This is a genomic window from Gracilimonas amylolytica, assembly GCF_002911695.1.
Classification (GTDB): Bacteria; Bacteroidota; Rhodothermia; order Balneolales; family Balneolaceae; genus Gracilimonas; species Gracilimonas amylolytica.
Window position 1 is genome coordinate 172,815 of the sequence record NZ_PQBS01000037.1, and the last position, 19,872, is coordinate 192,686.

Here is a 19,872-nt window from a genome sequence, read left to right on the forward strand (position 1 = left end):
GTTAAAATAAAAAAGGGAATCTGACAGGATTCCCTTTTTGTTTGTCGTTTAATTTCTTCGGATCTGGAATATCGTGTTGGTCACGATCGCAGCCAGTGATACGATCGTGGAAAGAACGGTAATTCTTTCCGTTGTACTTAATCTGTCCCTTTGTTCTTTTGGAGGGATGATCACGGTGGAACCCGGTTCCACATCCGGATAGTTCTTAAAGAACAAAAACTTCTTGGTTCGATCCACTTCGCCATTCGCATACACTACATACCCTCTTTTGGTATTTGCTAGCTCAGTAAAACCACCGGCAGAGCCAATGTAGCTTTTAAAGGACTTAGAATCTTCAAAACGAACATTGATAGGATAAAGAACTTCACCACGAACCTGAACGGTTTCAAGTCGTTTAGGAATTTTGATCTGATCACCGGGCTGAAGCAGAAGATTATAGTTTGAGTTAGGATCATTCAAAGCATCATTCAGGCGAATTCCCACTCTTGATAGAGATTGGGTGCGCTGTTGAAGTACTGAATCAGCAAGATTTATTTCTCTTTCATCTACCTCATCGATGATATCTCTTGTAAGTGAGGCTCCTTCTGCATAGGCAAATTCTGTAAGTCCTCCACTTTTTTCGATCAGATCCGCTAACCTGAAATCACGTGATGAGATAGCATATTCACCGGGAAACAGAACTTCACCGGAGATCTTTACAGTTTGTTGGGTTTCGTAAGAAGGTGATTTTCGAACAAATACCTGGTCAAAAGGTTTGAGTTCGATCTCTTCTAATTCTTTTGAGTATAAAAGACCGTTCTCAATATTGACGGTTATGATCTCGGCAATTTCATTTTGAATGGTGCCGGAATGATCATCCGCAATTCTTCTGGCTATTTCAATATTATAGGGAGCAGCTTCATCCCTGAATCCATCGGCTTCAAAGATCAGATCTTTTAATGAACTCTTTTGTACAAAAGGATAGGTTCCGGGAGTCAGAACGGAACCGGAGATCTTAACAGTTTGAAATTCCCTTAGGTCAAAAATGGAAGAGATCTTGATGCGGTCGTCTTTCTCCAGTTCCACATCGTGGGTTGAAGGATCAGCCATCAGGTCATTCAGGTTAACCGGGATAGCCTCGATGGTATAATCAGGAAGGGTTCTGTAAATAATAGCCCGTTCCATAAAGGCATCACCCATCAGGCCTTCTGCATTCTGAATAAGTGTAAAGAGGGTAGCGTTTTGTTCAAGCTGATAAACGCCGGGGCGGAATACAGGACCTTCGATCTCTATTTTATTTTCGTATCGGTCCAGGATGCGTTCAGCAGTTACAATATCACCGGATCGTAATATGGTATTTGCTTGATCCGGGTAACTGATATCGATGACACGTTTTTCAGATTCAGTATTTCGTTCAACGTTAACACGCTTGGTATAAGCATATTGATTGAAGCCTCCGGTGTATGAGAGAAGTTCTTCAAAGGTTTCCCCTTCCAGGGTTTCGAATAAACCAACCTGCTTGAATTCCCCTTTTACCTGAATACGGTTCACGTATGGATCGACCTTAATGATATCCTGATCCTGAAGGGTGATATTTGAGCTTAAGTCACCGTGTATCAGAAAGTCGTAAAGGTCAATTTCCTTAAAAACAGAACCATCGCGAATGACTTTGATAGAGCGGTAAGTACCGTCTTCATTGGGCCCGCCTGCCGCATACAAAGCATTAAAAACTGAGGACAGTGATGACAATGTGTAGGTTCCGGGTACATTCACTTCACCAACCATGTTCACTTTAATACTTCTTACATCTCCAAGAGATATCTGAACGTAGGTGTTTTTATCCTCTCCTTTCAGTCCTGAGTAAATTTCAGAAAGCTTGTTTGTCAAGCGTTCACGGGCTTCTTCAATGGTAAGCCCATTAACGTAAATTGGACCAAGGTTATCTATACGAACCGCACCTTCAGGACTCACAGGCAACTGATAGGTGTTTTCTGAAGCGCCCCAGATATCTACCACAAGTTCGTCTCCCGGTCCTAGAACGTAATTTTCTGGAGTTGGGATATTTACTGATGGCTCAAAGGTTAAATACTGATTAGAGAAAACACTTGAACCGAATACCGTTGAAGAATCAGGTTTATTGTTATCAAGGAGCATGTCCATTGTATCAACTTTTACACTCTGGAATGGAGGTTGCATGCCGGGAGGAAGCTGTCCCTGAACCTGTCCTTGCTGATTTCTGCCTTGTCTATCACCTGTTAATTGTGAAGAATCACCTGATGACGATCGAACATCATTAATTCTTCTCCTTAGCTTGCTGATCTCTGCAGGGTCCATACCACGTGCCAATGCAAGTTGCTCAACCTCTGAGATACTTAGGCCCCGATCTTGCATTCGTTGGTAAAGCTGACTGATCTGAGAATCACTGAGTTGATCCACTTTTATGTTCTCAAAGTCGATGCCTACATCCTGTGCCAGAAGGGGGAGAGATAAAACCGAAAATAGTAAACCGAAAACAATGTATTTAATTTGTCGCATTCAGTATCAAAAGATTTTGAAATTAGATTGTTTAGGTGCGATATGCTATACTAATATTTAATAAGGCAAGTTAAGAAACAAATAATTAAAGCACTAAAATGAACTCCCCTATAGTCAAATTTATTGCCAAGGCTTTAGGATTCTTTGCGATCTGGTATCTTATTTATGACCTGTGGCTTCTACCTGCCGGGGAACTGGACCGATGGATATCGTTGAATATTGTCATGGTTGGTGGCGGAATACTTGAGGCCTTTGGGTTTGATGTTTATGCGTTTGGCCGCGTCATAGGCATTGTGGAATATCCCGGTATAGAGATCGTGGATGGCTGTAATGGAGTGGCAGCCATCGGCTTGTTTTTGGGATTTATCTTTGCGTATCCCGGTGATTGGAGAAACAAGTTAAGTTTCAGTTTATTCGGGGTTTCTTTGATTTACGTGGTTAATCTACTTCGGATCATCACCTTGACTATCACACAAGCCTATTACCCGTCGTTATTTGATTTTATGCATGATTATTCCACGACCACTATTTTTTATCTGTTCATCTTTTTGTTGTGGATGATCTGGGTCAACTTTAATGACAGCGCAATAAGCGAAACGGAATAATATGAAGTTGTCAAAGAAAGTATTTTGGATTGGTATATATCTTCTGATCCATTTCTTGATCCTGTCAGACCTGAGAACGAACCTGTTTCAATTTCAGATCAAAGGGGTGGATGAATACTTTAGTACCACTACCAATGAGCTAAGTATCAGCAGAATAGACAGCCGGATCATTGATTTTGTGCAAACAGGTGACACCCGTAAGTCCGCAAAGATCATTACCTACAAAATACCATTCGGCTTCTTCTTTTTGATCGGATTAGTTGGGTTGATCGCAGTTGGCGCAAATCGACGTATGTACCTTGTACTGATTTTATCACATTTGGCTGTACTGCTGCTTGGCAGTTTGGTATTTTACCTCTCAATAAATGTAAATACGTGGCTTTTGGCTATCAATGACCTGTTCACCCGGTATTTTATTCCACTGATATCGGTTGGAGTTGTTGCATATGCTTTACTTGAGAAAAAGAAAATAGATGGTGATGAAAAAGAAGTTGGAAGAACAGGCTGAGATCCTCCTGGATCTGGCCGGATTTGTATCAAAAACTGAGATAGGAACTTCAGGGGTTCACTCAGCCTTCTCCAGTTTAAATAATCGCAAGCCGGTCTGGATATTGGGAGCCGGTAAGGCTTCCGTGAGTATGGCAAAAAGTGCAGAATCCTATTTTGGGGGTGCGATCAAGGACGGGATGATCATAACCAATGCTCCAACCGATAAACTCTCATACACACAGGTATTCACCGGGTCTCATCCCTATCCACATGAGGATTCAGTTTCTGCCTCTTACGAGTTGATGGAGTTCGCATCAAAAATCCCTGAATCGGATCAGGTGCTTTGTTGCCTGTCCGGAGGGGCTTCTTCATTGTTCTGTATTCCTGCCGATGATATTGAGATTGACGAGCTAAGTAATACCTATAAATTACTACTCAACTCAGGGGCTTCCATTCATGAGATCAATGTGGTTCGAAAACATCTTAGTGAAACTTCAGGGGGCAGGCTGGGAAGTTTATTATCCAGCCACCGATTACTTTCTGTCATCGTATCAGATGTTCCGGGAGATGATCCCTCAGTGATCGGCAGCGGACCTACTGTACCCGATCCTTCTACCTTCAAAGAATGCTTTGCGATCGTGAAAAAATATGGGATCTGGCCAAAGTTACCACACACTGTCAGAATTCATATTTCGAAAGGTATGCACGGGGATGTGGAAGAAACCCCGAAGCCTCGCCGGAATAAATGGAAGCAGCATCAGGTTGAGGTTATTTCCGGAGCTAAGTTACTGGCTGAAGATGTAGGGCAGAAATTAACTGAAAAAGGATATAACGTGGAGATATCTCAAAAAGCTTATAACCGTGATGTGTCTTCGATATCCAAGAAAATATGCACTGATGCTATAACCATCCTGAGTAAACGCGGAGAGATAAAAGCCCCGGCCGCATTGATCTATTTTGGAGAGAGCACAGTTAAAGTAAAAGGGGAAGGTAAAGGAGGCAGGAATCAGCACTTGGCCTTAATGGCTGCATTGATGATAGAAGGTCAACATCCGGTCTCTGTTATGAGTCTTGCTACAGATGGCATCGATGGACCAACTGATTCAGCGGGTGCGATCATTAACTCGATGACCACACTGAAGGCCCGCAAGAATAAGCTTAAGCCGGAGTCGTATCTGCAGAATTTCAACTCCTATGAGTTTCATTCAGCAATGAACTCGCATATTAAGATCGGGACAACCGGAAAAAATGCTATGGATCTTCAGGTTGTACTGGTTGGGTAAGCCTTATTGCAGTATAAAATTCTAAATATTTTTTATAAATAGCATAAAATCCTTATTTAATAATTAATAAGGTCAATAAAACTGTAATAGTAGATTTTGGAAGGATAAATGATTACAATTATACTGTAATCTTAGGTAATAATTCTTCCATGGCACTTCTAAAATTAGATCAAACCGATAAGCAGATCATTCAGATCCTGCAACAGGAAGGCAGGATCGCAAACAATGAGCTGGCTAAACGAATCGGATTAACGACAACTCCGACCCTGGAGCGTGTAAGACGACTTGAACGGGAAGGGGTGATAGATGGATATGCTGCCAAGGTAAATAAAGATTCAGTGGGTCGGGGATTTACGGCTTTTGTTAAAGTGACGTTGAAAGTCCACCAATTGAACTTGATGGAAGAATTCACGGCTGCAATACGGGACATCCCTGAGATCCTTGCCTGCTATCATACCACCGGTGACGGTGACTTTTTACTGCATGTAGTGGCAAAAGACACCAAAGATTATGAGCAACTGATGCGAAATAAACTCACTACGCTCCCTGATGTGGAGCGGCTTCATACCAGCATTGTACTGAATACCATCAAAGATCAATCTCCAATCCCAGTTCATCATGAAGACTAAAGTAAAACCTACCTTTGCCTCAACAGCCATACATGGCGGAAAAGGAAACAAAGATCAATATGGTGCACACACTTCACCGATCTATCAGACATCTACGTTTGTATTTGATGATGTGGAATCGGGAGCAAAAGCCTTTCGCCATGAGGAAGGCGGGGCAAGCCATGTGTATTCAAGGCTGGGTAATCCTACGGTAGAAGAATTGGAGCGAACTATTTGTGCCCTGGAAACTTATCATTTAGATAATTCAGAGCAATACATGGGCATGGCATTTGGCAGTGGAATGGCCGCTATTTCCACCGGCATCATCAGTTTTGCGTATGGAGGGCATATTATTGCTCAAAATGATCTGTACGGCTGTACCTCACAGTTTCTGAAGGAAGAAGCTCCAGGAATGGGAATGACCGTTTCATTCACTGATACCTCTGATATCAGGAATATAGAAAAGCTTCTTGAAGAGCATCCGAACACAAAACTGATCTACCTGGAGAGCATTGCGAACCCAACGCTTAGAATTTCTGATATCAAAGCTATTGCACAGCTGGCCGAATCTTACAATGCAATGCTTATGGTAGATAATACCTTTGCCACACCTTACCATATTCAGCCTCTTGAACTTGGTGCAGACATCGTGGTTCACTCCACTACAAAATATCTCGGGGGCCACGGAACTTTGATCGGTGGTGCGATGGTGGCTAAGAAGGAGGTCTTTGAGGAAGCCAATACTTTTCTATTCAGAAAAAACCTCGGTGGTATTGCCGGGCCGATGGATGCCTGGCTGACTACAAATGGGATCAAGACGCTTTCAATCAGAATGAAGCAACATAACGAGAATGCCATGAAAGTGGCAGAATGGTTGGAGTCTCACCCGAAAGTTGACCGGGTATTTTATCCGGGATTGAGTTCACATCCACAACATGAATTAGCTAAAGAGCTGATGAAAAATGGATTCGGAGGGATGATCACTTTTGAGCTGACCGGCGGCTTTAATGCAGGGGTGAGCCTGATGAATAGCGTTGAGCTTTGTACGCTGGCAGTAAGCCTTGGTGCCGTTGATACTTTGATCCAACACCCGGCCTCAATGACGCATTCTATAGTAGATGAAGAGATCAAAAAAGCAGCAGGTATCACGGATGGCTTAGTTCGGCTCTCTGTTGGGATCGAAGGAGTTGAAGATGTCATTGCAGATCTGGAGCAGGCACTGGAAAACGCCTAAAAGCATGTATGGCTCTTTTCCTGATGGTTGATAGTGTGCTTGAGAATCTCAGGGGTGTAAAGGAGTGCTTACCAGCCACCGCTGGCACCACCGCCACCTGAGCTGAATCCGCCACCGCCGCCAAAACCTCCGAATCCGCCACCTCCACCAAAGGAGCTTCCGCCTCCGCCTCCACGGCTGCCACCACCAAATCCTCCTCCGTAAAAGATGATGCCGCTGGAACCGATGGAATGTCTGCGACCACCTTTGCCTCGGGTGATGAGAATGAAAATAATGATGATAAAAATTAACAAGACATCTATGGGGAAACCATCACCGGATGACTTTTGCTCTGGAAATCCTTCAAACTCTCCGGCAGCCAGATCGATCAGGACATTTGTAGCCTGATCAAGACCACCATAAAAATCATTAGCCCTGAAGCTGGGAGTCAGGATCTCGTTAATGATACGCCCGGCTATGATATCCGGAATGGCTCCTTCAAGTCCATATCCAACCTCTATCCGCATAGCGCGATCCTGTTCAGAGATCAGGATCAAAACCCCATTTCCTCGTTCCTCGTATTGGATATTCCAGTCATTATGCATTTGTAGGGCCACATCCTCAATGGGATAACCTTCCAGGCTTTCGAGGGTAGCTATTACAAAAGCGTTGGTGGTGGTATCCCGGTAGGCTCTTAGTTTAGATTCCAGTTGACGTTCTTCAGACTGCGTAAGCATGTTGGCAAAATCGTTGACCATACCAACGGGTTGTTCAGGAATGAAATCCTGTGCGTTTACTGATACTGAAATGAATAGAAATACAAATGTGGCTAAAATTTTACGCATCGTCCTGTTCTTTGTTGTAGCTGATGGTATTGGAAAGCTCATTTACATCATCAGATTGATAAGGGAAGTTTTCCTTCAATTTTTGACCAATTTGTAAGATCACCTCTGAAAGGCCCGTTTCATATTCTTCCTTTTTAAAAAAAGAAATGAGCAAATCTACTTCCTCTTCCCAAAAAGATTGTCCAACTTTTTCGTGGATACCTTTGTCTCCCCAAATGGCTACTTTATGATCTTTCCAGGCCACATATACGATAACCCCATTCCGTAATTCAGTCTCGTGCATTTTAAGTTCAGAAAACATCTGTTGTGCTCTTTCAATGGGGGACTCGGCTTTGCACTTTTTTTCAATATGAACGCGGATCTCACCTGAGGTAGCCTCTTCGGCCTGTTGAATAGCTTCAACAATATGCTCTTCCTGTGCTTGTGATAAAAATTTTGCCATGTCTGATCAAACTGGGGTTAAAGACATGAGATCAGTAACAAGATTCAAGCCTGACTGATCTCATGTTAATATTGATTTATTAATTACCGAAGTCGACTTCAGGAGCTAGTTCTGCACCTTCTTCAGCCTGGAAGTATTCTTTCTGATCAAAGCCAAGTATGGACGCAAACAAGCTGGTAGGGAATTTACGGATCTGCGTATTGAAGCCCTGAGCAGCCTGATTGAAGCGCATACGTTCGGTTGCGATCCTGTTTTCCGTGCCCTCAAGTTGAACCTGAAGGTCCCTGAAATTCTGGTTGGCCTGTAATTCCGGATATCGCTCAACGGTTACCAGAAGCCTGGATAACGCTCCGCTAAGCTGACTTTGAGCCTCCTGAAATTGTTGAAACATTTCAGGATTATTGAGGTCGTTGGCGTTGATATTAACAGAGGTAGCCCGACTGCGTGCTTCAATCACATCCTGAAGCGTCTCAGACTCAAAATCTGCGGCTCCTCTCACGGTGTTAACAAGATTAGGAATGAGGTCAGCTCTGCGCTGATATTGGTTTTCAACCTGAGCCCAGGCACTGTTTACCTGTTCTTCTGCTGTTACCAGGCTGTTGTTTACACTGATGCCGTAAAAGACAAGGAGTGCGAGTACTCCGAGGATGATAAAAAATTTAGCTTTCATGAGTTTTGAATTTGTGGTTTATTTGATGCCCCAATACGAGCGAGAACATGTTTTGTTTTGCCGACTGATAAATAAGTTTATCAATATTTATTTACTTCCAACAATAATCAAAAACTATTCCATTGTCACAACTGAAACCAAAATTCATTTATTTTGACCTGGATGATACCCTGCTGGACCATAAAAAGGCAGAAAGGGCAGGTTTGTCTGACGTACATCAACATTTTGACATGTTCAGGAATATCCCCGAAAGGCAGCTTTTAGATACCTATCATCATATCAACAAAGGCCTATGGGAAGAATATGGCAGGGGAGAGATCGATCGGCACGAATTGCACCGTCGCAGATTTCAGGAAACGTTCCGGGATCTTGGAGTGGATCAGGACATGCACGAAGAAGCCGGTCAGGTTTACATGAATTATTACCGGAATCACTGGGAGTGGATCAATGGGGCAAAAGAGACCTATGATCGAATCGCCGAGCGATTTGAGGTGGGTATTATCACTAATGGATTTGCAGAAACACAATGGCTTAAAATTGATCAGTTCAAACTTAAAGATACCGCACGGCATATTGTGATATCAGAAGAAGTGGGGGAAATGAAGCCCCACCCAAAAGTATTTGATCATGCCACAGATCTAACGGGATATGAGAGACAGGACATTTTGTACGTTGGAGATTCCTTTACGTCTGATATAGTGGGCGGCTCCAAAGCAAACTGGCAGGTTGCGTGGTTTACCAAAAATCCGATCGATCAGGGTTATAAACTGGCAAACCTTGTATTCAGTGACTTTAACGAGTTACTTAGATCTTTGAATATTCAGAATTAAGAGTACAGCGTAATACCAATTTTTAAATAAAGATATTCTTTTGATCGATGTAGGTCAGTGAGTCTGATTTCCATTCAAGGGTCAGTTTCCATCGGCCATCCTCAAAATCAGAAACCGGAATGGATTGCCGGCCATTTTCATCCAGCTGGAGTTTGAATCGCCGGTCCTGTTCCGAATCATTTGGACGATAGAAGGTCACGTTTCCGGATAGTGAATCGGTTATTAGGGCCTGTGGGAAGGTGATCTTGATGGACACCGTTGGCTCATCAAACAGAATTAAAACCGGAGTGTCCAGGTTTTTAGCTCTCTGAATACCATCAATGGTTTCCTGATACTGGACGCCATCTTCATAATGATCCTCAGAAACCAGGTAGAATTCCAGGCTGATCAGGTAGCTTACGGTGCTTAGGGTAGCCAGTACAAAAACCACAATGGCTATTGTGATACCGGATCCCCAGTTAAATTTCTCTTTCATAAAATTACTCATTGGAAATATTGGCCGGACCTAAAAATCCGGAAGTTACAGTTTCTAATTTTTCGTCGCCGGAGTAGACCTCAAAGGTCAGTTCGGTCTGTGAACCGGTCAGTTGGGCTTCGTCTAATTGAACCATGAATCGACCTTCAACTGAATTTTGAGACCCAACCATATCAACGGTTCCAAGAGACACAATGTCACCTTCGGGTGAAAGCAGTCTGATATCTACAGGTATATCTTCAAAGGTTTTATTCAGGATCTTGACGTTATAGATATTGCTGTATCGGTCGCCTGGTAGTTCTTGATACAAGGTTCCGGGTTCACGTAAGATAGTGGTTTCGGTATCCGGTCGTAAAGTGAGAAGGGTTACGAATGTTGTTAAGAGAACTAAAAGAATTCCGGAATATCCGGCAACTCTTGGAGTCAATACTTTTTGTTTGCCTTCCCGAATAGCGTGTTCCGAAGAATAACGGATCAATCCGCGGGGCTTGTCGATCTTATCCATCACAGAATCGCAGGCATCGATACAAGCGGTACAGTGCACGCACTCAAGTTGTGTTCCATTACGGATATCAATTCCCATTGGGCATACCTTAACACATTGGTAGCAATCAATACAATCTCCAAACTCCGTATCGGCACTGAAGCCAAGGTCTTCAAGAGTCGCTTTTCTGTTTTCAAGCTGGAACCGGTCTTTGACACTGGCCCGGCTTTCGCCACGAACGTAATCATACATGACATTGATCGAGTTGTTATCGAGCATAACGGATTGCATCCTTCCGTACGGACACACAAAGTGGCATACCTGTTCACGCATAAAGGCAAAGACACCGTAAAACACCCCACTGAATATGATCATTGCAGCGAGTCCGCCTGCGTGTTCAGAGGGTGGATCCGTAATGATCTCAAACAGCTGATCTTTTCCTATGATATAAGCAAGGAACATGTTCGAGATCAGAAAGGCCATGCCGTAAAAGATGGCATGTTTACTGACTTTTTTACGAACCTTCTCAAAATTCCAGTCCTGATTATTGAGACGTATCTGAGCGGCAGAATCTCCCTCTATCCAATATTCGATACGCCTGAATACCATTTCCATAAAGATGGTCTGAGGGCAAGCCCATCCACAAAATAGCCGTCCAAAAACAGCCGTAAACAGAACGATAAAGAGGATAAAGGTTAGCATGCCAAACAGCAGCAGATGCAGATCCTGTGGCCAGAATGCAACGCCAAAGATCACAAACTTGCGTTCAAGTATGTTCAGAAGCAGGAGTGGATTCCCATTTATAGTGATGAATGGTCCGCTGAAAAAGAAGGCCAGTAAAAGTACGGCTACAATGTTTCTGGCCGTGTAATAGCGACCACTGGGTTTTTTGGGATAGATCCAGTTTCTCTTTCCTTCCTCATTGACCGTGGCAAGGTGATCACGAAAATTCTGTTGGTCAATGCGACGGTCTTCTTCTAATTTGGCCATAATGTTACCTCATACTTATAGTACTAATACAGGGTGATAACTTTTAGTTGTTATTACCACTGACTCTCTTAAAAATATTGCCTGTTCTTGATGAAAGTGTGAATTAAAAATAAAAAGTGACGGAGCCTGCTTAAGATCCCCGTCACTTTTAATGGTTATAAACTACATTCCGTAGCCCGGGGATCCGGAGCTTTTGGGTTAGCGGGTTCAGTTCCCTGAATGGAAGCAATGTAGCTGATCACGCTTTGTACCTGTTCATCAGTTAACCGGGCACCACTTCCGTAAGCGATCATACCCCGGTCGGGATATCCCTCGATGATACTGCTTGCCACTTCTTCGGCGCTACAGCCGTGGATCCATAGATTATCCGTCAGATTTGGTCCTACCAAACCTTCACCGTTGGCACCATGGCAGGTATAGCACAGGTTATTGTTACCCATGTAGATCTCACGGCCTTCATCGATACGAGCCTGATCTTCAAGATAAGCCCATTCGAATTGAATCGGTTCACCGCTTTCATCAACCTCAGGCTCAAGGCCATAGCGTTCCTGAGCGGCTGCAACTTCCATCTCATACAGTTCATGTTGATCAGGTCCGCCCAGCATGTAGTAGTAGGCCAGATAGCCAATGCCAAATGCTATGGTAAAGTAGAACAGCCATAACCACCAAACCGGCATATGGTTATCCAACTCCTTGATCCCATCGTAATCATGATCCAGTAACAGATCCTTTTCGTCGTCAAATACTTTCATTGTTCAGAGTTTTTAGTGTTCAAATTGTCGTCATCCTCAAGAGGAAGATTAGCGGCATCATCCCAGTGTTTTTTACCTTTTGCGATCAGGTAAATGATCAACCCTATAAAGAACACAAAGAATATGATCAGGGATATGCTGGGGTAAATGCCGATATCTTCAATTGCGCGGAGCACATTTTTATACATGACGATCAGTCCTCAACCTGAGGTTTAAAGTTTGCCTGAAGTCGCTCGTTTGATGGCAGATCTTCCCAAGGGTTCTTTTCACCCTTGATGTCGATTCCCATTCGCTGCAGGTATGCGATCATGGCCACGATCTTGGAGTCTGATGTGATCTCGATACCCTCGATCTCACCAAACCCGTTTTCTTTCAATCCGTTTACAATGTTATTTGCCTGAGCCATGTAATCGCGGATCGCAAGCTCCTCATAATCGGCCACGTAGGGCACTCCCACAGTTCGTAAGGCAGATATTCGATTTGGGATGCTTTCAATGTCTGCTTTTTCCGTAAACATCCACGGATAAGCCGGCATGATGGACCCCGGAGAGGTTGATGTTGGATCGTACATATGGCGTACGTGCCAGCTGTCAGGATATTTACCACCTATACGATGAAGGTCGGGTCCGGTACGCTTGGATCCCCACAGGAATGGGTGATCATACACGAACTCACCGGCTTTGGAGTATTCCCCGTATCGCTCGGTCTCTGAACGGAACGGACGGATCATTTGAGAGTGACAGTTATTACAACCCTCTGCGATGTAAATATCACGTCCCTCGATCTCCAATGGAGTGTACGGTTTCACACTGGCAATGGTCGGAACGTTTGAATCAACGAGTGCCGTTGGTACGTACTCGATGATACCACCGATCAGGATCACCACTAAGGTAAGACCTGTAAGTTGGAGTGGACGTCCTTCCAACCGACGGTGCCAGCTTTCTTTATGTCCGGCAGAAGGATCAATAATTGCCTGTGCTTCGTCCTCTTCCTGATGCACGAAAGAACCCTGACGGGCCGTTTTCCAAAGGTTATAGGCTCCAAAAGAAGCACCGATAATGAACAAGGTTCCACCGATGGCACGCAAGCCGTACATAGGCATGATCTGTGTCACGGTTTCAAGGAAGTTTGGATACTGAAGAAGACCTTCAGCGGTGAATTCTTTCCACATCAGCGACTGAGTAATTCCACCCCAGTACATAGGGATCACATAAAAGATGGCTCCCATGGTTGCGAACCAGAAGTGGATGTTCGCCAGCTTAACGGAGTATAGCTTGGTCTTGTAGATCTTCGGTGTGATGTAATACAGCATCGCGAAGGTCAGACCACCGTTCCATAAAAGGGCACCGTTGTGTACGTGACCAATGATGTAATCAGAATAGTGAGCGATCGCATTCACATTTGCGATGGACAGCATTGGGCCTTCAAAAGTAACCATCCCATAAGCGGTTACACCAACAACCAGGAATTTGAGAACCGGGTCTTCCCGAACTCGGTCCCATGCACCACGCAGGGTTAGAAGACCGTTCAGCATACCGCCCCAGCTTGGTGCGATCAGCATCAAACTAAATACGGTTCCCAACGCCTGAGCCCACCCTGGTAAAGAGGTGTACAGCAAGTGGTGAGGTCCGGCCCAGATGTAAATAAAGATCAGCGACCAGAAGTGAACAATCGATAACCGGTAAGAAAAGATCGGCCGGTTAGCCGCTTTCGGAATGAAGTAATACATGATTCCCAGGAAGGGTGTGGTCAGGAAAAATGCTACGGCATTGTGTCCGTACCACCATTGTACCAGGGCATCCTGAACACCCGCATAGATCGGATAACTTTTAAGCAGTGTTGCAGGTACCTCAAAAGAGTTCACAACGTGCAGAACAGCTACGGTCACAAAGGTTGCAATGTAGAACCAGATGGCTACATACAAGTGCTTTTCACGGCGCTTCATGATCGTCATGATCATATTGACACCAAAGATCACCCAGATGATGGTGATGGCGATATCAATTGGCCATTCGAGTTCTGCGTATTCCTTACTGGTGTTGAAGCCAAAAGGCAGGGTTAACACCGCAGAGACTATGATAGCTTGCCAGCCCCAGAAATGGATCTGACTGAGCTTTTGACTCCACATGGGAGTTTTAGTTAGCCTTGGCAGCGAGTAGTATACACCATAGAAAATGGCATTACCGGCAAAGGCAAAGATCACTGCATTTGTGTGCAGCGGTCGAAGCCGTCCATAACTCAGTTCCGGAATAAAGCCGAGAAAATCCGGCCATATCAGTTTAAGAGCAATGGTCAGCCCAACGATAAAGCCAATGAGGCCCCACGCCAGCGAGGCGACCCCGAATTTTCGGACAATATCGTTATCGTAATGAAAGGTTTCTAATGTTGATGATGACATTTATTCATCCCGATTTTTTTGGTTATTGGTTTTTTTATCTGAAGATTTTTGGTCGAAAAGAACACGCATAGACGGCGTATACTGATCATCGAACTGTCCTGACCGCACGGCCCAAAAGAACAGTCCCAGAAAGATCAGGGCCACAAGTAAACTGAAACCGATCAGCATGTAGATCACTTCCATATCGCCAGCCCTCCTTTATGCGCAAAATATCGTGTGGTAAAGAATGTGAACACCATGACGCTGATCGAGCTCAGTGGCATAAGTACGGCCGCCACCAATGGCGACAGGTGGCCGGTTATAGCAAAGCCTAATCCAACGGTGTTGTAAAGTAAAGACAGCACAAAGCTCGCAATAATGATCTTCATGCTATTCTGTGAAAATTGTATAAAACTCTGAAGCTTGTTTAGGGAATCGCCTTCAAGAATGGCATCACATGCCGGGGCAAAGGAACTGACGTCATCAGCCAGTGCAATACCAAAATCTGATTTTTTAAGAGCTCCGGCATCATTCAATCCATCCCCAACCATGATCACAGATTCCCCTTCTGTCTGCAGGCTTGTGATGAAATCCAGTTTTTCTTCCGGTTTCTTGTTGAATAAGAGTGAGCCTTTCGTACTGAAATACGTTTCAAATTCCTGCCGTTGCCCTTCATTATCACCTGAGATCAGGAATAGACGAAGGGTCTCTTTGAGCCGGTTAAGCAGGTCAGAAATACCGCTTCTAAGTCCGGCTTTGATCCCAAAATAACCCAGGTATTCGTTGTCAATGGTCAGGTGTACGGTTGAGCCGATGAAATCAGGTTCAGGAATCTGATCCTGACCCAGTGATGTTTGTTCTGAAATGAAGTGTCGTGAGCCCATACAAATACTTTGGCCTGCTATGGTTGCAAAGATCCCTTTACCGGGCACTTCATGGAACGTATCAGGTTTTAATTCTTTGGTTGAACTTGTTATATCAGCAATTTTTCGGCTAAGTGGGTGGATGGAGTTTCCGGCTGCGGTTCCAACCAAATTCCTTTCATCTTCAGTTAATGTCATACCAATAAACTCAATGTTTGAGGCTTCTGAATTGGTAAGGGTTCCGGTTTTATCAAAAACCACAGCCGATGCTTTGGACAAATTCTCAATGAGCAGGTGATTTTTAACGAACAGCCCGTTAAGTGAAAGTACATTGAGGGCTGAACCGAGAGTAAAAGGAGTTGAAAGGGCCAGTGCACAAGGACATGCAATGATCAGCACGGCTGTAAAGACGGATAAGGCCGAATCCATGCCGGAGGTTTGCAGCCAGTAGAATCCGGAAGCAAACGCAATTCCAAGTACCGCCATCGTAAAATAAGGACTGATCTTGTCAGCAAAGGTGGTAAGCTTCAGTTCCTTATCATTATTTTGAAAGGCTTCATGATTCCATAGCTTTGTGAGATAGCTGTTAGTTACTTTTTCTTCAGTCAGTAACTGAGCAGAGCGTCCGATCAGTCGGCCACCGGCAAATACTTTCTCTCCCTGCGTAACAGAAATGGGTTCAGATTCACCGGTAATAAAACTGTAATCAAAAAAAGCCTGCTCACTTTGAAGGGTAGAATCGCAGGGTACCAGCTCCTGATTTCGAAGTCTCAAAGTTTGGCCGGGCTCCAGTTTATCGAGTGAGAGAGAGTATTCACGTCCCTGAGTATCCAAAACATTAACGGCGATCGGGAGGTAGGACCGATAATCACGATCGAATGATAACCTGTGAAAGGTTTTTTGTTGAACGAGTTTTCCGATCAATAGAAAAAAGATAAGGCCGGTAAAGGAATCCATGTATCCGGTGCCCGTCATGGTGAGGATCTCATACACACTTCGGCTGAACAGAGCCACAATGCCAATAGATATAGGAACATCGAGATTTACTCCCCCTTGTTTGATCGCGGCAAAAGCGGATCGCAGATAATCACTGCTGCTGTACACCAAAACCGGTATGGCCAGAATGATGTTAAGGGCTCCAAAAAAGATGTGGAAATTCCCTCCAAGTCCGCTTCCCGTTGTATCCAGATAATCGGGAAAACTGAATAGCATGATATTCCCGAAAGCAAATCCCGCCACGCCCATCTTCAGCCAAAGTGAACGGTTTTGGTGTGAGGATTCGCTTTTGGAATCCAGTTTATCGAGGCGGATCTCCGGCTCATACCCGATGGTCACCAGTTGTTCAACCACATCGCGCAGAGTGGTTGAATCGGTATCGATGAGTAAGGATAGTTCCCGTTTCAGAAAATTAACACTGCTTTGTAGTACGCCCGAATCCAGTTTTTGGAGATTCTCAAGTAACCACACACAGGAGGTACAGTGAATATTTGGGATGTAAAGACTTAGAGATAATCTATTTTTATCCCTGAACTCGGCAATGCGTTCGATCACTTCATCATCTTCCAGGTAATCGAAGCGGGCGCGGTGCTTGGTGTTCTTTAAATTGATGCCCGGGTTGGCATCCAGGTCGTAATACGAACACAATCCGCTTTCATCCAATAGCTGGTAGGCGGAACGACACCCGTTGCAGCAAAAGGCTTTGTCATCGTAATGGATGGTCTCATCAGCACAGTCTTCACCACAGTGGTAGCAAATTTCTGATGATATGGTTTCAACGGTTTGCGGCATTAGCTTAATGAAGGAACCCCGCTTGAAAATTGCAAGCGCAGATCGAACCATGCCTTCGTCATTTTTTCATCAACCTGAGCAAAGGTGGTATTTTTCAGCCATCGTTCAATTTTAGTTCTTTCCACTGACCAGAATTCGTGAAACGGACAGGGTTCAATATGTCCACATCCTTCAATGCCCATAAAACATTTATCAAAGAACTCGGTGCCATCGATGGCAGCGATCACATCCATCATCGTGATCGTTTCGATCGGTTTGGCCAGGTAAACCCCACCGTTTAGTCCGCGTTGTGATTTTAGAATTCCGGGTTCCTTGAGCTTGGCCAGAACCTGAGACAAATAAGCGGTTGGGCAGTTCAAGGACTTTGACAAGTTGGAAGCAGAAACCGCTCCATCTCCACTTTGCTTGGATATCGCAATAATTGCCGATATGGCATACTGAGCACCTTGTGAAATGAGCCTCATAGGAGAGAGTTTAAATCAGATATTTAAATTCTAATAATAATATTAGATTTTAAGAGGAAATAGGAAGACTATCAAGAGTGAAGTCGGTTAATTTTTACTGAATCGAGAATAACTCTGAATGCGTAATTGATCGCATTTATAAATATGAGTTGATATATTCTACTATGAAAAGGGAAGAGATATATAGCACAGTAAAAAAATACTTTGAGGGGAAACCGGTCAAGAAAATCTACATACTAGGCTCATATGCACTGGGTAAGGAGAGGGATAATTCTGATTTAGATATTTTGATTGAACTAAAGCGTCCAGTCGGATTAATGGAATTATCGAGGTATAAAAATGATCTTCAGGATCAACTTGGCTTAAATGTAGATTTAGGTACAGAGTTAGGACTTTCTGTTGATGCGATCAATAAAGTACAGGAAGAAAGCAGAATAGTTTATGAAGCCTGAAAGCAGAGATGTTGAAAGGATTAATCATATTTATGAGGCAATTTTAGCCATCCAGAGTTTTACAGACAATGTAAGTGAAATAGAGTTTAGGGAAAGTGCTTTAATTCAATCGGCTGTGATCAGACAGTTTGAAATTTTAGGGGAAGCTGCATCTAAAGTAACTGAAATTACAAAAGAAAAATATCCGGAAGTAGAGTGGCGTGTTATTAAAGATTTCAGAAATCTTCTTATTTATGAATATTTTCGAATAGAGGTCACTGAGATCTGGTATTCTATTCAATATGATATCCCTGATCTAAAACGTAAAATAGAATCGATACGATCAGTCTAAGGACTTTAAAACTTTTTTTAAGGAACAAAGCCAATCCTTAACCTTAAAGAAAAATTCACATTGGGTCGTTATTATCTGTTCAAAATCATCAATCAATACACAGACCTATGAGTAAATATAAAACAGCAGATGAGGCGGTAAAGATCATTAAATCCGGGGATCGGGTATTTGTGCACGGGGTGTCGGCGACCCCGGTTCAGCTTGTGGAAGCCATGACCCGGCGTCATAATGAACTCAAACATGTCGAAGTGGTTCATCTTCACACTGAAGGTCCGGCCCCATATGCTGATCCTGAATACAAAGACAGCTTTTTTGTGAATGCCCTGTTTGTGGGCGCCAACGTCCGGAAAGCCATAAACGAGGGACGAGGAGATTACGTGCCGGTGTTTCTAAGTGAGGTACCAAACTTGTTTCGAAATAAGATCATGCCGCTGGATGTAGCTCTGATCCATGTTTCTCCACCTGATAAACATGGGTATTGCTCTTTAGGTGTATCTGTAGATGCAACGGTTGCCGCGGTTCAAACATCAAAATATGTGATCGCACAGGTAAACCCGAATATGCCAAGAACTCACGGTGATGGACTGATCCACGTAGATCAGATCAATGCCCTGGTTGAGGTGGACGATGCCTTGCCGGAACAAACCGTACCCGAACCGGATGAAGCAGAACTCAGGATCGGGCAATTTTGTGCTGAACTGATCGATGACGGAGCTACTCTGCAAATGGGGATCGGAGCCATTCCTAATGCGGTGCTTAAAAGTCTGACCAATCATAAGAACCTGGGTATTCATACAGAAATGTTCTCTGATGGTGTGATCGAACTGGTTGAGAAAGGGGTGATCACCGGAAAGAAAAAGAAAATACACCCCGGTAAGATCGTCAGTGGTTTTGTAATGGGTACCCGAAAAACCTACGATTTTATAGACGATAATCCTGCCGTGGCCATGCTGGATATTGCCTACATCAATGATACTGCTGTTATCCGGAGAAACCCCAAGGTAACGGCCATCAACAGTGCGGTGGAGGTGGACCTGACCGGACAGATCTGTGCCGACTCCATCGGGACCTACCAATACTCAGGTGTGGGTGGACAAATGGATTTCATCCGTGGAGCTTCACTCTCGCCGGGCGGGAAACCCATCATTGCTCTGCCATCGGTGACCCGAAAGGGGATCAGCCGCATTGTACCTCACTTGAAGGAGGGAGCCGGTGTAGTAACCACCCGTGCTCACGTGCATTATGTAGTTACGGAATTCGGTATCGCAAACCTATATGGAAAGAATATGGGGCAACGGGCCGAGGAGCTGGTAAATATTGCGCATCCGGATCACCGTGAGGAATTAAGCAGATCGGTTCGTGACCGATTTGGTAAATAGATCAAGGTACTTCAGCGC

Annotated in this window: 21 protein-coding genes; 9 read left to right on the plus strand and 12 right to left on the minus strand. The window is 44.1% G+C overall.

The features are described from left to right. Positions 1-48: 48 nt before the first annotated feature. Positions 49-2,514 (minus strand): polysaccharide biosynthesis/export family protein, encoded by a 2,466-nt coding sequence (locus C3B73_RS10225; RefSeq protein WP_103665506.1) that lies wholly within the window; start codon positions 2,512-2,514, stop codon positions 49-51. Positions 2,515-2,612: 98 nt separating this feature from the next. On the opposite strand from C3B73_RS10225, the gene xrtX reads away from it, so the two are divergent. The 5 genes from xrtX (at position 2,613) to C3B73_RS10250 (ending at position 6,733) form a co-directional block, all read left to right on the plus strand. After that, a complete protein-coding gene (xrtX, locus tag C3B73_RS10230; RefSeq protein WP_103665507.1) occupies positions 2,613-3,119 on the plus strand; it encodes an exosortase X in 507 nt (168 codons plus the stop codon). A gap of 1 nt (position 3,120) precedes the next feature. Continuing rightward, positions 3,121-3,627 carry a hypothetical protein gene (locus C3B73_RS10235; protein WP_103665508.1) on the plus strand — a complete coding sequence of 169 codons (507 nt, stop codon included), beginning with the start codon at positions 3,121-3,123 and terminating at the stop codon, positions 3,625-3,627. After that, entirely contained in the window at positions 3,599-4,891 is a 1,293-nt protein-coding gene (locus C3B73_RS10240; protein ID WP_198597333.1) for a glycerate kinase type-2 family protein, read from the plus strand. Before C3B73_RS10235 ends, C3B73_RS10240 begins: the two co-directional genes overlap by 29 nt. A gap of 149 nt (positions 4,892-5,040) precedes the next feature. Next, entirely contained in the window at positions 5,041-5,520 is a 480-nt protein-coding gene (locus C3B73_RS10245; protein ID WP_103665510.1) for an Lrp/AsnC family transcriptional regulator, read from the plus strand. Continuing rightward, positions 5,510-6,733, plus strand: a complete 1,224-nt coding sequence (locus C3B73_RS10250) for a trans-sulfuration enzyme family protein (protein ID WP_103665511.1) — start codon at positions 5,510-5,512, stop codon at positions 6,731-6,733. Before C3B73_RS10245 ends, C3B73_RS10250 begins: the two co-directional genes overlap by 11 nt. Positions 6,734-6,801: 68 nt before the next feature. Here the strand turns inward: C3B73_RS10250 and C3B73_RS10255 are convergent, their stop codons facing one another. The 3 genes from C3B73_RS10255 to C3B73_RS10265 all read right to left on the minus strand — a co-directional run bounded on the left by C3B73_RS10255 (position 6,802) and on the right by C3B73_RS10265 (position 8,669). Further along, positions 6,802-7,557, minus strand: coding sequence for a TPM domain-containing protein (locus C3B73_RS10255; RefSeq protein WP_103665512.1), 756 nt, complete (start codon positions 7,555-7,557; stop codon positions 6,802-6,804). Next, on the minus strand, positions 7,550-7,999 hold the full coding sequence (locus C3B73_RS10260) for a TPM domain-containing protein (protein ID WP_103665513.1): 450 nt from the start codon (positions 7,997-7,999) through the stop codon (positions 7,550-7,552). The genes C3B73_RS10255 and C3B73_RS10260 overlap by 8 nt, the downstream gene beginning before the upstream one ends. 79 nt (positions 8,000-8,078) lie before the next feature. Further along, positions 8,079-8,669 carry a LemA family protein gene (locus C3B73_RS10265; RefSeq protein ID WP_103665514.1) on the minus strand — a complete coding sequence of 197 codons (591 nt, stop codon included), beginning with the start codon at positions 8,667-8,669 and terminating at the stop codon, positions 8,079-8,081. A gap of 122 nt (positions 8,670-8,791) precedes the next feature. Here C3B73_RS10265 and C3B73_RS10270 point away from each other — a divergent pair, with 122 nt between their 5' ends. Next, a complete protein-coding gene (locus C3B73_RS10270) occupies positions 8,792-9,499 on the plus strand; it encodes an HAD family hydrolase (protein ID WP_103665515.1) in 708 nt (235 codons plus the stop codon). 22 nt (positions 9,500-9,521) lie between these two features. Here the strand turns inward: C3B73_RS10270 and C3B73_RS10275 are convergent, their stop codons facing one another. The 8 genes from C3B73_RS10275 to C3B73_RS10310 form a co-directional block, all read right to left on the minus strand. After that, complete coding sequence (locus C3B73_RS10275) at positions 9,522-9,974, minus strand: FixH family protein (protein ID WP_157939475.1); 453 nt, start codon at positions 9,972-9,974, stop codon at positions 9,522-9,524. Positions 9,975-9,978: 4 nt separating this feature from the next. Next, the gene (ccoG, locus tag C3B73_RS10280; RefSeq protein WP_103665517.1) at positions 9,979-11,448 is read right to left on the minus strand and encodes a cytochrome c oxidase accessory protein CcoG; all 1,470 of its coding nucleotides are present in this window, start codon (positions 11,446-11,448) and stop codon (positions 9,979-9,981) included. 155 nt (positions 11,449-11,603) lie between these two features. Continuing rightward, entirely contained in the window at positions 11,604-12,200 is a 597-nt protein-coding gene (locus tag C3B73_RS10285) for a cbb3-type cytochrome c oxidase N-terminal domain-containing protein (RefSeq protein ID WP_103665518.1), read from the minus strand. Continuing rightward, positions 12,197-12,388 (minus strand): cbb3-type cytochrome oxidase subunit 3, encoded by a 192-nt coding sequence (locus C3B73_RS10290; RefSeq protein ID WP_103665519.1) that lies wholly within the window; start codon positions 12,386-12,388, stop codon positions 12,197-12,199. The genes C3B73_RS10285 and C3B73_RS10290 overlap by 4 nt, the downstream gene beginning before the upstream one ends. Positions 12,389-12,393: 5 nt before the next feature. Next, positions 12,394-14,598: a cytochrome-c oxidase, cbb3-type subunit I gene (gene ccoN / locus C3B73_RS10295; RefSeq protein ID WP_103665520.1), complete on the minus strand. Its 2,205-nt coding sequence runs from the start codon at positions 14,596-14,598 to the stop codon at positions 12,394-12,396. Further along, complete coding sequence (ccoS, locus tag C3B73_RS10300; RefSeq protein ID WP_103665521.1) at positions 14,599-14,781, minus strand: cbb3-type cytochrome oxidase assembly protein CcoS; 183 nt, start codon at positions 14,779-14,781, stop codon at positions 14,599-14,601. It abuts the gene before it with no gap. Beyond that, the gene (locus C3B73_RS10305; RefSeq protein WP_198597334.1) at positions 14,772-17,228 is read right to left on the minus strand and encodes a heavy metal translocating P-type ATPase; all 2,457 of its coding nucleotides are present in this window, start codon (positions 17,226-17,228) and stop codon (positions 14,772-14,774) included. Before C3B73_RS10305 ends, ccoS begins: the two co-directional genes overlap by 10 nt. Beyond that, positions 17,228-17,692 (minus strand): RrF2 family transcriptional regulator, encoded by a 465-nt coding sequence (locus C3B73_RS10310; protein ID WP_103665523.1) that lies wholly within the window; start codon positions 17,690-17,692, stop codon positions 17,228-17,230. Before C3B73_RS10310 ends, C3B73_RS10305 begins: the two co-directional genes overlap by 1 nt. A 164-nt stretch (positions 17,693-17,856) precedes the next feature. Here C3B73_RS10310 and C3B73_RS10315 point away from each other — a divergent pair, with 164 nt between their 5' ends. The 3 genes from C3B73_RS10315 to C3B73_RS10325 all read left to right on the plus strand — a co-directional run bounded on the left by C3B73_RS10315 (position 17,857) and on the right by C3B73_RS10325 (position 19,854). Further along, entirely contained in the window at positions 17,857-18,144 is a 288-nt protein-coding gene (locus C3B73_RS10315) for a nucleotidyltransferase family protein (protein WP_103665524.1), read from the plus strand. After that, on the plus strand, positions 18,134-18,475 hold the full coding sequence (locus C3B73_RS10320) for a HepT-like ribonuclease domain-containing protein (RefSeq protein WP_103665525.1): 342 nt from the start codon (positions 18,134-18,136) through the stop codon (positions 18,473-18,475). Before C3B73_RS10315 ends, C3B73_RS10320 begins: the two co-directional genes overlap by 11 nt. Before the next feature lie 107 nt (positions 18,476-18,582). Continuing rightward, positions 18,583-19,854: an acetyl-CoA hydrolase/transferase family protein gene (locus tag C3B73_RS10325; protein ID WP_103665526.1), complete on the plus strand. Its 1,272-nt coding sequence runs from the start codon at positions 18,583-18,585 to the stop codon at positions 19,852-19,854. Positions 19,855-19,872: the final 18 nt, after the last annotated feature.